Source organism: Mogibacterium pumilum, from assembly GCF_002243385.1.
Lineage (GTDB): Bacteria > Bacillota > Clostridia > Peptostreptococcales > Anaerovoracaceae > Mogibacterium > Mogibacterium pumilum.
This window is the reverse complement of sequence record NZ_CP016199.1, coordinates 1,197,640-1,210,345: the sequence shown is the minus strand read 5'-3', so window position 1 is coordinate 1,210,345 and position 12,706 is coordinate 1,197,640. Positions and strand designations below refer to the sequence as shown.

The following is a 12,706-nucleotide window of genomic DNA, read 5'->3' as shown; positions in this document are numbered from 1 at the left end:
AGTAGGTAAAAACGAAAAGAAAATAGCTGAATACATACGTACACAACTTCAAGGTGACATAGTAGATGATCAAATGACGTTGAAGGAGTATATTGATCCATTCACAGGAGAGAAGATGAAATAGTCCTTTAGGACTTGTAGGAAAGTACGTGCGGTTGGCGAATCTTTTCAACGCATCTTAAGATGCAGCAGGTAAAAGGCCCTTATAGGGCCAAAGCAAACCACCGGCTCAGCCGGTGGTCATGATTCAACAACAAAATAAATTTACCATAGTCTTTTATGTCCATATAAGACTTATAAAATTTAACTATTTTCTAAAAAATTTATGGACGTCACAAATTAATTTAATAATTTAAATTATATCAATCTTCGTGTATCCACTCAAATAAAAGGGTTTGAGCGAACGACATTTAAAAGTGTCGAATTTGTGATGACTAAGTCATATTGACAACACAAAATACCAACTCTATAATCAAATTGTACTTGTAAAAGGACTTTGATTATTCTATGTATGGAGGTTATTTAACATGGAACAGGAAAACAATAAAGGTCAATTTAATTCCAATTTTGGATTTCTAATGGCTGCACTTGGTTCCGCTGTAGGTCTTGGTAACCTATGGTCCTTCCCTTATAAGCTAGGACTTGGCGGCGGATTCGCATTCCTAATTATTTACACAATTCTTGCTATCGTAGTAGGTTATCCGCTGATGTTATCCGAGATTGCTCTTGGACGTAAGACACAGAAAGCTGCTATCGAAGCATACAAAGAAGCTGACCACAGATTCAAGTTCAACGGTGTTCTTCAGACTATCGTTCCTTGGTTCCTAATCTGCTTCTACTGCACATTTGGTGGATACATCACTAAGTACTTATTCGAATCAATTCAGGCTCTATTCATGAAGAATTCAGTTCTCAACACTGGTGATCCTGGCGCTCTATTTGGTGGCATGATCGGCAACGTTGGAAACTCTGTTGCATGGATGACAGGATTCCTAGTACTAACTATGGTAATCGTTTTCGGAGGAGTATCTGGTGGTATCGAGAAGTTCTGTAAGATTGCTATGCCAGCACTATTTTTCCTACTAATCGCTGTCGTAATCAGATCTTGCACGCTTCCTGGTGCTGGCCCTGGACTTAAGTTCCTCTTCTACCCTGATTTATCAATGTGGAAGTCTAACTTCTTCGAGGTAGCAAGACTTGCCGGTGGACAGATGTTCTTCTCGTTATCACTAGCTTCTGGCTGCATCATCGCTTATGGTTCTTACCTAGGTAAGAAGGAAAACCTCGAGTCAAACGCCGCTATTATCACTGTTGGTGACTCCCTAGTAGCCGTACTCGCAGGAATGGCTATCATGCCGGCTGTATTCGCATTTGGCCTAAAGCCAGGTGGCGGTCCTGGACTTCTATTCATCTCGATGACTACTGTATTCCAGTCAATGGGAGCTGCTGGTAAAATCTTCCAGCTCGCATTCTGGCTACTAGTATTCTTCGCGGCTCTATCTTCCTCAATCGGCATGATGGAAGCTGGTATCTCTGCTATCCTCGACTCAAGAATCAAGGCTGGTAAGCCTGCTAGCAGAGTTAAGGTTTCGATTGTCATGGCACTTGCAGCATTCGTAGGAAACTTCCTAACAACTGCTGACTGCCTTGGCGGAAACCCTAAGATGAATTGGTTCCACATCCTCGGACAGTCAGACGTTCTCAGTGTATGGGATTCTATCGCTGAAGGTGTACTGATGCCACTAACTGGACTAATCATGGCTATCCTACTTGGTTGGTTTGTACCTCACTATCTCGATGATGAAATCGAAAATGGTGGAACACGTACATTCAAGACTAGAGGATTCTATAATTTCTGCATCAAGTGGATCGGACCTCTCTTTATGGCTATGATTGTTTACGGATCATTCAAGGACGCGTTCATTAAGTAAAACAATTATATTATCGTAATGAGATAATAAATTATATGATCAAAGTCTCAAAGACCCTCCCTATCGGGAGGGTCTTTACTTGCTTTTATTTTATAATATTATCCACAAATGATACAAACGCCTTCTCATACTTATCTGGCTGTACAACATATGAACACACATGCCCAGCTCCTTCTACCAGAAGCAATTCCTTAATATCAGAATTACATGCCTCGTACAGTCTTATTGAATTGTCTGGCAACACATATCTATCGTATTTTCCGTGTACAAACATAACCGGGAGCTTTATATCTGCCATAGAAGCTATAGGAGATGCATCACTAGCCTTGGCTTTTGCCTTAAGGTGCATATTTGCCTTAAATAAGCCGATTGCTGCACTTTTGTAAATACTATTCCTTTTTCCTAATAAATACGCTATTTGACTAATTATATCGTCATATGGGCTGTCTGCTATACAGCAGACTAGATTAGGTTTGCTATTCTCATCTTTAAGGTTCTCATATATACCCGCTGCTATTAGAACTGTAGCCGCTCCCATAGATACGCCATGTAAAATTATCGGAATATCTGGTACATATATTTTACGTACTATTTTGGCCCAATCTAAAATGTCTCTTGATTCTTTCGCACCAAAAGTCAGATATACGCCTTCTGAGTCAAAGTGACTTCTTTGAGATATAATTATATAATCAAATCCGTTCCTTAAATACATATCAGCAAATCTTCCCATATCCCTAAGACCGCTGCTATGAAAACCGTGGACAGCGATGACTACGGCTTTGGGTTTATTTTTTTGTTTCTTATAAAGTCTTCCCTTAAGCACTAAACCATCTCTGGATTTAATATGTACAACTACTGGATCTTTCAATGCCTCACTTTTAAGAGCTTCTTCATATTGTAGCAAATATTCCTTATCTCTTGGCTTGCAGTTACCCGATGTTATCTGCAACGCTTTATCGCTACGTTTCATAAATTCAAAAATAGCAGTACCTCCTATTTAAACGAGAGCTCTAGTAAATCCCAAATTTTCTTTTTATATTAACAGTAACAATAATTGTTACTTTGCATATTTTAAGTTAATATAAATTATTTGCAATAACCGATTTCTGTAGTTTGATTTTGTGGTTATTTAATTCTCTATACCATAATTGCAATTATATATCTACTTTTATAGTCTAATATTTGAAATCAATTTTATATAATTTATTATGCCAAAAGCTACATGCTAGTCAATAATCAGTAAATATATAAATTGCTATATTTTGAGCAGAATCTCTTTTTTTTTGGTATAATGAACTGGTTGTTAAGAAAAGGAGTTAAAAATGACTATAATTTTACAAGCAATTTTCCTAGGTATAGTTGAAGGTATCACCGAATGGTTACCTGTTTCTAGCACCGGTCACATGATTCTCATAAATGAGATTTGGCCTATGCATGTTAACAAGGACTTTATGAGCATGTTTCTAGTAGTAATTCAGCTTGGAGCTATACTGGCTGTAGTTATTACATTCTGGAATGAGATCTGGCCTTTCACTGCTGATAAATCTAAAAAATACATACGTAAAGACGTATGGTCAATGTGGTTTAAAGTTATCGTAGCATGTATTCCTGCAGTCATCATTGGACTAAAATGGGATGATGCAATCGAAGAGCATTTTTACAATTATAAGGTAGTTGCTATAATGCTGATACTTATCGGTATTCTCTTTATCGTAGCGGAGAACCGTAATAAGCAGTTAACACCTATTACTAATAGTCTCGATGACCTTACCTACAAACAGGCTTTTATCATCGGATTATTCCAGCTTATATCAGCTGTATTTCCAGGAACATCTCGCTCAGGATCCACGATACTTGGCGCTCTTATTATCGGAGTAAATCGTAAGACGGCTGCACAGTTCACATTCTTCATGGCGATTCCTGTAATGTTTGGCGCCAGCCTACTTAAACTTCTCAAGTACGGATTTAACTTCGGAGAAAATGAACTAATCATACTAATAGTTGGAATGATTGTTGCGTTTATCGTTTCCATGTTTATCATCAAGTTGCTGATGAGCTATATTAAGAAGCACGATTTCAAGGTATTCGGTTATTACAGAATTGTGCTCGGAGCAGTTGTTCTTCTGTACTTCTTCTTCAACTGAGAGTATGACACTTTCGAGATTCAGTTCATCACCGTGTGGATTTCTTTTTCTTATTTTGCTTTATATGATTTCATTTACATATGATAAACCGCTTTAATGAATTAGTTCTCTAAGAATGAGCTAACTGTCTTATAGAAGTTTGGATAAGTCTCCTTGAGATACTTAGCATTTATAACCCAGTTGATGAGCAGAAGTTCTAGAACTTGGGCAAAGTCATCATTAAATTGAGTTAAATCATCAGGAGTCATCTTTACATAGTCACCGCGAAGTCTGAACTCATCCATCAGATGAAGTAATTCCCATAAAAGGTCTGAGAAGTATTCATGATCGTACAGCATAGGGTTTGATGACAGTATAAGTATATCTGTCTTCGATGCGATAATTACATCACTGATGATGTTACATATACCCATGTCAGCATTAATCGTGAACGTGCTGCTTTTGATAGCGTTGATTTTCTCAGACTCAGATAGATTATCGTTATTGATTTTATGTAATACTTCTTCATCAATGTTAGAAACGAGTGCAAGCATACTCATGAGTTCAAAACCGATATCACTAAAGAATGTGCTCGTAAGCATTCGAGTTTTAAGACGACTGTCACGCTTATTGTTTATGTCGAGCAGCTCACCGACTACAACCGTCGTAATTGCAATACTTATAGGGATAAATGCCATATCCTGAAATATATAGAACTCCGTGTTCCTAACATCTTTAAATATCAGTATCTGTAGACCATATATGCACGCAGATATTGCGAGAAGTACTGATATGATGATGGCATTCTTCTTTGTAAACATAGTGTTTCCCCACTTATCATTTCCAGTTGCAGTTACATATAAGATAAGTACTATACTCTTTATACTAATTTATCATATAAATTGTTTGATTTCTCGCTTTCTATTGTATTTTTTGATAAAAACTCACTTAAAACACTGTTAAATTTTTCGTAATTCCATAGAGCAATCGTATGCTTACCTGGAATAAACTCCAATCTCGAGTTTGGTATGTGTTCCGCAATGAATTTCGTATGACTCCCATACATCAGGTCAAATGTACCGGCAATTACAAGCGTTTTAGACTTAATATCATCAAGCTCATCAGCACTGATTACTGGTTCATTTTTCATTAGACGAAGACGCTCTACCCTTAGATTGCGCTTCTCAAGACTAACACTAAATGTTGCGTTTAGCAACTCAAGTATTTCAATGCCAACGCGCACAGTAAACCTGAGAGCTCTATATTTAATATTTGCTCCGTTAAGAACGAGTTTATTGACACGTTCTGGGTAATCTATCGCAAATCTAATTGCTACATTGGCACCATCCGAGAACCCAAGAATATGAGCCTTCTTAATGTCGTGCATGTCCATAAATTGCCTTAGATCTTCAGAGAACTGCAAAATAGTGAGAGGCTTATCACCACGCGGCGTTCTACCGTGACCTCTCGAATCTACTGCTATAACTCTATATTTAGATGAAAAGTAGTTAATCTGGTGATAAAAGTAGCTACTGTCTAAGCCATTTCCATGGAGCATAATCAGCACTTCACCTTCACCTTTTTCAATATAGTTGTGCTTTATCATAATAATTACATTGTATCAAGCTAAATTCGTTTTGAAATATCGTTTTGGTGAAATTTTTCGTCAAAATAATAATTTTTTTCACATTAGTTCCAATGAAATGACATGTGTACCCTATCAGTTGATTTTCTGCTGCGGTATAATAACAGTATGAAAAAAAAGTATTTGTTAAGAATGGTTATTTCCTTACTTGGAGCCATTATCTTATTCATGTTAGTCCTTAATAATTCTTGGATGTACAAATCCCCTGTCGCTAAGGTGCTTGCTGTCAACAACCGTGGAAATAAGCAGGACATTGAGTTGCGCCTAGAAAATAGTCGTGACAAAGGAAAGATCGTTCACATTAATAATACATACGACAGGTCAAAAGTATATGATGAGCAATACTATAAACACGACTACTTGTTTTTAAATGATGAATATTCTGGTATCATCGGTGTAAAACGTGATTATTGGGTAGCTGCTGTTTTTCTTACCTTACTCGCCGCTCTTATAATTATCGGTGGGAAAAAAGGTACCTACACCTCACTCTGCATACTTGGAAATATAGCTCTATTCGGACTTATCATTTATATGAATATGCGCGGATTCGATATATTATACATGACGATTGCTGGTGTTATAGTGTTTACATTTTTCGTCCTGCTTGTTTCTGACGGAATTTCCCATAGGCTGATGCTGTCTTTTGCCGCCACCTTGCTGACAACGCTACTGTTATCAACTCTCATCATGCTCTTAATCTGGAATACTGATATTGACTATGATTTTCTTCATTTCCTACCGGAGCCATTCACGAAAACTGATGCAAATCACTTCTTCCTTGCACAGATAATTATCGGCTGCCTCGGTGCAATTATCGATGTTTCAGTGACTATCACAGCCGCTTGCATGGAACTAATCGAGAGAACCCCTGGCATTGAACTCAAACCTCTCCTCAAGTCTGTACGGGAAGTTGCTGACGATATAAACGGAACGATGATAAGCGTCGTACTTCTTACTAATATCGCTTCTACTTTGCCTGTATTCCTAATCTCGATGTCGAACGAGATTAGTTTTAGAACGGTAATAAGTCACGATGCATATTTCTATATAGTTCGCTCTCTATCAGGAATGCTCTCGATTATAGTAGCGATTCTAGTTTCAATTTTCGTCACTTCAATAGTTACGAGAAAGGAGCTCAAGCATGATTAAAATACTCATAATCTTATTTGTACTCCTATCGTTACTTGCCGGTGGAGATCGAACTGCTAAATCGCTGATGACGACAGCTATTAACGTTTCGATATTTGCTATGCTTATAGAGCTAATATATCAGGGCTTTAGCATAACCATTACCACGACGATTTCGGCACTATTAATCACAGCCGTAACGATATTCTATCAGAATGAAAACAATATCAAGACAGTCTGTGCATTCATTTCAGTAGTAATAGTATTATTACTTTCTGCTCTACTCATATCATTTGTGGTTACTCACGCTCACCTTCAAGGCTTTGGAACAATTGGTGATGTCAAGATTCAACCATCAAATGGATATGAGGAAAATATAGGTATAAATATGCTACTTGTACAAGTAGCAGTATTCATCGTCATTCTTATCGGCGGATTAATAGACACGGCTATGGCAGTTTGCTCCGGCATTTATGAAGTCATTCGCCACAATCCAAGATTAAGTCGTACTGAAATTGTGGAATCTGGCATGAATATCGGTAGCAAAATTTTAAGCTCAAATATAAACACATTATTCTTTATATTTGCAGGCGAATTCATGATCATGTGCATCAATTTTCTTAAATTTTATTCATGGAGTACTCTTATTAACTCTAAAGATTTTACTCAAGAATTTATAGCTATCATGATAAGTGCAATTGGTACAGTAATAATAATACCTATTTCCGCTATTATTGCCTCGCGACTTATGATACGAGACCATACAAGCCTTTAACTATACATGTATTTACAATTCCTATTACTCATGTAGAATATGCATATGGGGACTAAAATTAAAAAAGAGAAAATTCAATTATCCGACCATTTTACGTACTATAAACTGATACGTTTTGTCCTCCCTTCTATCGGGATGATGGTATTCACTTCAGTTTATGTTATCGTAGATGGTCTTTTCGTTTCTAATGTTGTTGGCAAGACGGCATTCGCTTCTATAAATCTCGTTATGCCTGTCGTTATGCTCGTTGGTGCACTCGGTTTTATGGTTGGTACTGGCGGTGCAGCACTAGTTGCAAAGACACTTGGCGAGCAGCGAAATGAACGTGCCAACCAATATTTTACAATGCTAATCGGAGCAACTACTATTACAGGAACCATAGTCTGCATATTGGCATATATATTTATGGACAACATATGTCTTGCACTTGGTGCTGATTCGAGCATGATGCAGGACTGCGTTACTTACGGACGCATAAGTATGTGCTTCAATGTGTTCTTTATGTTACAAAACTGTTTCCAAGACTTCTTTGTAGTTGCCGAAAAGCCGCACTTAGGTCTTTTGACTACGGTAATAGCCGGCCTGTCTAACATTATTCTCGATGCCCTATTTATTTATGTATTTAACTGGGGTGTCGCAGGTGCAGCTGTTGCCACAGGTATGAGCGAAATGGTTGGAGCCGCAATACCGATTATTTACTTTATAAAACCGAACACTAGCTTATTAAGTCTAGTGAAATGTAGATTGGAATTACAACCGATTTTCAAGGCGTGCGGTAACGGGATCTCGGAAATGGTAACGAGTATTACTTCTTCATTTGTAAGCATGCTTTATAATGCTCAGCTCATTAAATACGTTGGTTCTGACGGGGTTGCGGCATATGGAGTACTAATGTATGTGCTATTTATTTTTGCAGCAATTTATATTGGATATGCCATGGGATGCGGTCCTATTATCGGTTATCATTACGGTGCTCGGAACCCTAGCGAGCTACGTAATATACTTAACAAGAGCTTTAAACTTTTAACCGGAACAGGAATAGCAATGCTGCTATTTGGAGAATTATTTGCAAGGCCTCTATCTGGACTATTTTTTGCATATGATGAAGCGTTGTTAGATATGACTGTTCATGCTATGAGAATCACCACGGTATGCTTTGTTATTCTCGGTATAAATGTATTTTCGTCGTCATTCTTCACTGCACTTAGTAACGGATGGCTATCGGCATTAATTTCGTTCCTCAGAACTTTCGTATTTAAACTTTCGTTCGTAATATTCCTACCGCTGATAATGGGGATTGAAGGAATCTGGTGGTCTAATCCCCTCTCGGAGATTTTAGCCTTCATACTATCAATATTCTGCCTCGCACTTATGCGTAAGAAATATGAATACTAATTTTTAATTTTCAAGATATAAAAATATAAATAAGAGCTTATCAATCAGTGTTTAAACCGCATGGACAAGCTCTTATTTAATTTATCTGATAGTAGTAAAGTTTAAATCTCTATTTAGATTCCTATTATGCTTTAAAGCACCTTACTTTTCGCTACTCTTTCTTCTAGCATAAACTGTCACTGCTACTAGCATTGTTGCAACAAGAATGCTTAACGAGTATAGGGTTACTGAACTTGAGTCGCTAGTCTTTACCACCTTACCCATGTGCTTACCGTGCTTTGCAGGCTTTATGGCATTGCTTGGAGAAGCCTTCTGTGATGAAGATGAATTTGCTACTACCGAGCTAGTTGGCTTCTTATTAGCAAAGAAGAAGTTTGAGAAATGATCTACTTCAAATTCAATCTTCTTTCCTTCGATAATCTTGAAGTCCTTAATCTCTTCAAGCTGCTTATTTCCCTTATCGTGGAGAATTACAAGCTTTTCTGGATCAACTTTCTTTAGCTCAATCTGAACCTTAACCTTCTTACCAGCGTCTGGCTGAACCTTGCTGTCAGTGCCATCTCTCATGGAAATGTCATAAGCCTCGTAGTCATAATCATTTAGATTATATCCTGGAACATTGTAACCTAGGAATACTTTCTTGATTGCGTGCTCAGCATCAATCATCTGAACCTCAGTATCCTTAGTGCCAGGGGCAACTACCATACTCTTTACACTTGGGTGTCTATCTGACTTAAGCTCTATAGTGTAGATTCCTGCAGCTCCCTTCTTGAAAATTGGAGTTTCAGAACCATCCTTATTCTTTAGCTTTGCATCAAAATTTACTGAACCGTCTTCTTTAAATATTGTCTTTAATAGATCACGGCCCTTTACTCTCTTTCCATCAAGAAAAACTGTACTGATAGTTGAAGCATAGTCTTCTTGTGAAAGTCCTTCTGGAAGAGTCAGCTTATTGTCTGCAAGCTTAACGTCGCCATCCTGATACTTGGATCTTAGGTTAAAGGATGTCTCGATGTCAGCATATTTCTCATCCTCATATACTACTGTATACGTTCCCATTCCAGTCTTTTCTGTTTCCTTAATAGAAATCTTATTACCTGATACAGTGTAATCTTTGCCCTGCTCTAGAGTATTTCTGCCCTTATAAATAGCTGCAAGTTTATAGTTACTACCTGCTGGTGTCTTTATATCAGATGTTACAGTTACTCCATCTTTGAATTCTGCATCCTTGATAGTTGCACCGTACTTCTCGTCGTTAAGAGTCTTACAAAGTACATTCGTATTAATTACGAGATCTGCCTTATCTCTAACGAGATAGCGAATCTGAGTTATTCTCTTACCCTGTAAATCTTCGTGACGCTTATAGTCAACGGTATTTCCGTGAGGCTCTACGAAATCCTTCTTTACAGCAAATGAGAACTCGTTAGGACGAAGCCAGATATTTTCAAGATGTTCCATTCCATACTGCTTGCCATCGCTAGTCTTAATGATAATTCCTTCGATTTCATCAACTTTAGGCATTTTCTTGGAATCAACGTTTACCAGGTAGTGACCCCAAACACTTCCAGTCTTTACTGTCACCTTAGCATCAGGATCTAGAACTTCCTGAGTGGTTGTAGCAGAAAGTGTGCCATCACCATTCAGAACCTTGTACTCATACGTAGCCTGAGCAGGATCTTCATTTGCCTTGAAATTCTTTACGAGGTTGAGTAATGGATTCTTTGATGACTTACCTTCCTTAATTGCCTTCATCGCTTCAACATATAGGCTCTTTCTGATGGCAACATTTGCATCCTTAATACCAAGGATTTCAACACCATTTTCCTTTTCCTCAAAGTATGTTGTAGGGAACCTCTTGGATTTAATCTTTGTAGCACTTGTTACTGCGTCATACTGTCCTGGAGCTCTCAAGCTTGCTGCCTTGTCAGCAGCATTCAAATCCATTTTCTGAATTCCATTTTTAAGATTGTTTAGCTCACCGTAGTAGAAATCTGCATAAGCTAAATTAATCTTACCATAGATATAATCGTTGTCAGCAATAGCATCGATTCCTGTCTTTGGATCTGTATTCGTCCCTGGTGTTGGATTGTTATTATTACCGGGGTTTGGATTAGGGTTATCATTGTGGCCAGGATTTACAGGTACAGTTTCGTTCTCTTTAGCTTCAGCATCCTGCATCATCTTAACAGCAATCTTCTTTGCTCCCTTAAGCGAATATGTTGCACCAGTGTTAGAATCGACTAACCCATTGACAGAACTAATTGTAGCTGGCTTTCCTACAAGTGTAGCTAGCTGCATTCTTGTTAAATCTACATATCCACTATTCATTCTATCCATATTTGCAGCTGGTGTGCACTCTATGGATTTGATAACCCCGTCTTTTACTTCCATCTTGAGACTGATGTCGTAGCCGCGCCAAACGGAGTTTGGATCCTCTGTTACTCTACCGGAGCCCGTATATACTTTGTCCTTAGCAACCTGGTCACCAGTAACTGCGAACGAGTTAGCGGCACCCATGCTGAACAACATACTGGATGTTAAGGCTGCGGTAAGAAACTTCTTCGACCAATTTTTCTTCATCTACTTATTCCTCCTTAATGGATAAATACATGCAATCAAAAGCGTGTTAAATAATACTACAGGGTTAGTTATATAGTTAGTTAACTTTAACTAACCCATAAAAATTTTACCACCACGAGTATAAAAAATCTACACATAACACCTATTAATTTATTACAAGTTTTCCATAATTTAATAAATTATTACAGATTTTCTGATTACTAAGCTTTATTAAATTAGCTACTACAATTTAATAAACATAATAAAAATCTGAACAAGCATAGTAGTTTTATTCCATTGCTGTTCAGGCTATATTTTTTTATGGGTAAATCACTTCTTATTTGTTACGAACATATACTACCAAAGTCCCATCACATACTGAAGCAACAAACTCATTATCGTAATTCCTATCCAGCATGTCGCTCCTAACATAAGAGGCTTTCCACCAGTCTTAATCAGCTTCATAATATTGCTATTTAAGCCAATTGCACCCATTGCCATAACTATGAAGAATTTGCTAAGTGTCTTGAGTGGTTCGAATATTTTGGCATCTAGCCCAGCTGATACGGCGACTGTAGTTACTATCGATGCGAGTATAAAGAACATGATAAATATAGGAAAGGCACGCTTTAGGCTAAACGAGTTTTCGTTTACTGAGTCTTTTTCAGCACTGCGTTTTTTCTTTGCAGTATAGATTGCAAGTATCAGCGTAATTGGTATTATTGCTAGTGTTCTGGTCAGCTTAACAGTTACCGCCTTGTCAAGAGACTGCGTTCCCAGATGCCACATATTGTCCCAGGTAGAAGCCGCTGCCGTTACCGATGATGTATCATTAACTGCAGTTCCTGCAAAGATACCAAAGGCTTCACCGCTCGTCGTACTCATTCCGATTGCATGACCGAATATCGGGAAGATAAGCGCAGCAATTACATTGAAGAAGAATATAACTGATATAGCTTGTGCCACTTCATCGTCGGAAGCGTCAATTACCGGTGCTGTCGCTGCTATAGCTGACCCTCCGCAAATTGATGATCCTACACCAACAAGCGTAGCAGAATTTGCATCGACTTTCATAACCTTGTGCATGATATATGCTATTATCAGCGATGTAGAAATCGTACATATGATAATCGGTAGCGATTGAACTCCG

The 12,706-nt window shown here is 38.0% G+C and carries 10 protein-coding genes and 1 pseudogene; 6 read left to right on the top strand and 5 right to left on the bottom strand.

What is annotated here, in order from left to right:
• Positions 1-124, top strand: a pseudogene (locus tag AXF17_RS05810) (IS200/IS605 family transposase); the annotation flags it as partial.
• A 403-nt stretch (positions 125-527) separates the two neighbouring features.
• Positions 528-1,931 carry a sodium-dependent transporter gene (locus AXF17_RS05805; RefSeq protein ID WP_094234208.1) on the top strand — a complete coding sequence of 468 codons (1,404 nt, stop codon included), beginning with the start codon at positions 528-530 and terminating at the stop codon, positions 1,929-1,931.
• Between the two features lie 85 nt (positions 1,932-2,016).
• On the opposite strand, the gene AXF17_RS05800 is transcribed toward AXF17_RS05805, so the two are convergent.
• Entirely contained in the window at positions 2,017-2,901 is an 885-nt protein-coding gene (locus tag AXF17_RS05800) for an alpha/beta hydrolase (RefSeq protein WP_094234207.1), read from the bottom strand.
• Between the two features lie 352 nt (positions 2,902-3,253).
• On the opposite strand from AXF17_RS05800, the gene AXF17_RS05795 reads away from it, so the two are divergent.
• Complete coding sequence (locus AXF17_RS05795) at positions 3,254-4,075, top strand: undecaprenyl-diphosphate phosphatase (protein ID WP_094234206.1); 822 nt, start codon at positions 3,254-3,256, stop codon at positions 4,073-4,075.
• Positions 4,076-4,176: 101 nt separating this feature from the next.
• On the opposite strand, the gene AXF17_RS05790 is transcribed toward AXF17_RS05795, so the two are convergent.
• Both AXF17_RS05790 and AXF17_RS05785 read right to left on the bottom strand, forming a co-directional pair.
• Positions 4,177-4,875 (bottom strand): hypothetical protein, encoded by a 699-nt coding sequence (locus tag AXF17_RS05790; protein ID WP_094234205.1) that lies wholly within the window; start codon positions 4,873-4,875, stop codon positions 4,177-4,179.
• Positions 4,876-4,934: 59 nt separating this feature from the next.
• Positions 4,935-5,660, bottom strand: coding sequence for an alpha/beta fold hydrolase (locus AXF17_RS05785; protein ID WP_237049013.1), 726 nt, complete (start codon positions 5,658-5,660; stop codon positions 4,935-4,937).
• Between the two features lie 147 nt (positions 5,661-5,807).
• Here AXF17_RS05785 and AXF17_RS05780 point away from each other — a divergent pair, with 147 nt between their 5' ends.
• From AXF17_RS05780 to AXF17_RS05770, 3 genes are read left to right on the top strand one after another with little or no spacing between them, the layout of a single operon-like run.
• Positions 5,808-6,848, top strand: coding sequence for a YibE/F family protein (locus AXF17_RS05780; RefSeq protein ID WP_207651539.1), 1,041 nt, complete (start codon positions 5,808-5,810; stop codon positions 6,846-6,848).
• Positions 6,841-7,602 (top strand): YibE/F family protein, encoded by a 762-nt coding sequence (locus tag AXF17_RS05775; protein ID WP_094234202.1) that lies wholly within the window; start codon positions 6,841-6,843, stop codon positions 7,600-7,602. Before AXF17_RS05780 ends, AXF17_RS05775 begins: the two co-directional genes overlap by 8 nt.
• A gap of 45 nt (positions 7,603-7,647) precedes the next feature.
• A complete protein-coding gene (locus tag AXF17_RS05770) occupies positions 7,648-8,997 on the top strand; it encodes an MATE family efflux transporter (RefSeq protein ID WP_094234201.1) in 1,350 nt (449 codons plus the stop codon).
• Between the two features lie 141 nt (positions 8,998-9,138).
• On the opposite strand, the gene AXF17_RS05765 is transcribed toward AXF17_RS05770, so the two are convergent.
• The gene (locus AXF17_RS05765) at positions 9,139-11,577 is read right to left on the bottom strand and encodes a hypothetical protein (RefSeq protein WP_094234200.1); all 2,439 of its coding nucleotides are present in this window, start codon (positions 11,575-11,577) and stop codon (positions 9,139-9,141) included.
• A 336-nt stretch (positions 11,578-11,913) separates the two neighbouring features.
• A partial coding sequence (locus tag AXF17_RS05760) for a YeiH family protein (protein WP_237049012.1) occupies positions 11,914-12,706 on the bottom strand: 793 nt, incomplete at its 5' end.

Excerpts from the sequence above, each read along its gene's own strand:
- AXF17_RS05805 (WP_094234208.1), top strand. The coding sequence starts at position 528 with ATGGAACAGGAAAACAATAAAGGTCAATTTAATTCCAATTTTGGATTT.
- AXF17_RS05780 (WP_207651539.1), top strand. The coding sequence starts at position 5,808 with ATGAAAAAAAAGTATTTGTTAAGAATGGTTATTTCCTTACTTGGAGCC.
- AXF17_RS05765 (WP_094234200.1), bottom strand. The coding sequence starts at position 11,577 with ATGAAGAAAAATTGGTCGAAGAAGTTTCTTACCGCAGCCTTAACATCC.
- AXF17_RS05795 (WP_094234206.1), top strand. The coding sequence starts at position 3,254 with ATGACTATAATTTTACAAGCAATTTTCCTAGGTATAGTTGAAGGTATC.
- AXF17_RS05790 (WP_094234205.1), bottom strand. The coding sequence starts at position 4,875 with ATGTTTACAAAGAAGAATGCCATCATCATATCAGTACTTCTCGCAATA.
- AXF17_RS05775 (WP_094234202.1), top strand. The coding sequence starts at position 6,841 with ATGATTAAAATACTCATAATCTTATTTGTACTCCTATCGTTACTTGCC.
- AXF17_RS05800 (WP_094234207.1), bottom strand. The coding sequence starts at position 2,901 with ATGAAACGTAGCGATAAAGCGTTGCAGATAACATCGGGTAACTGCAAG.
- AXF17_RS05770 (WP_094234201.1), top strand. The coding sequence starts at position 7,648 with ATGGGGACTAAAATTAAAAAAGAGAAAATTCAATTATCCGACCATTTT.
- AXF17_RS05785 (WP_237049013.1), bottom strand. The coding sequence starts at position 5,660 with ATGATAAAGCACAACTATATTGAAAAAGGTGAAGGTGAAGTGCTGATT.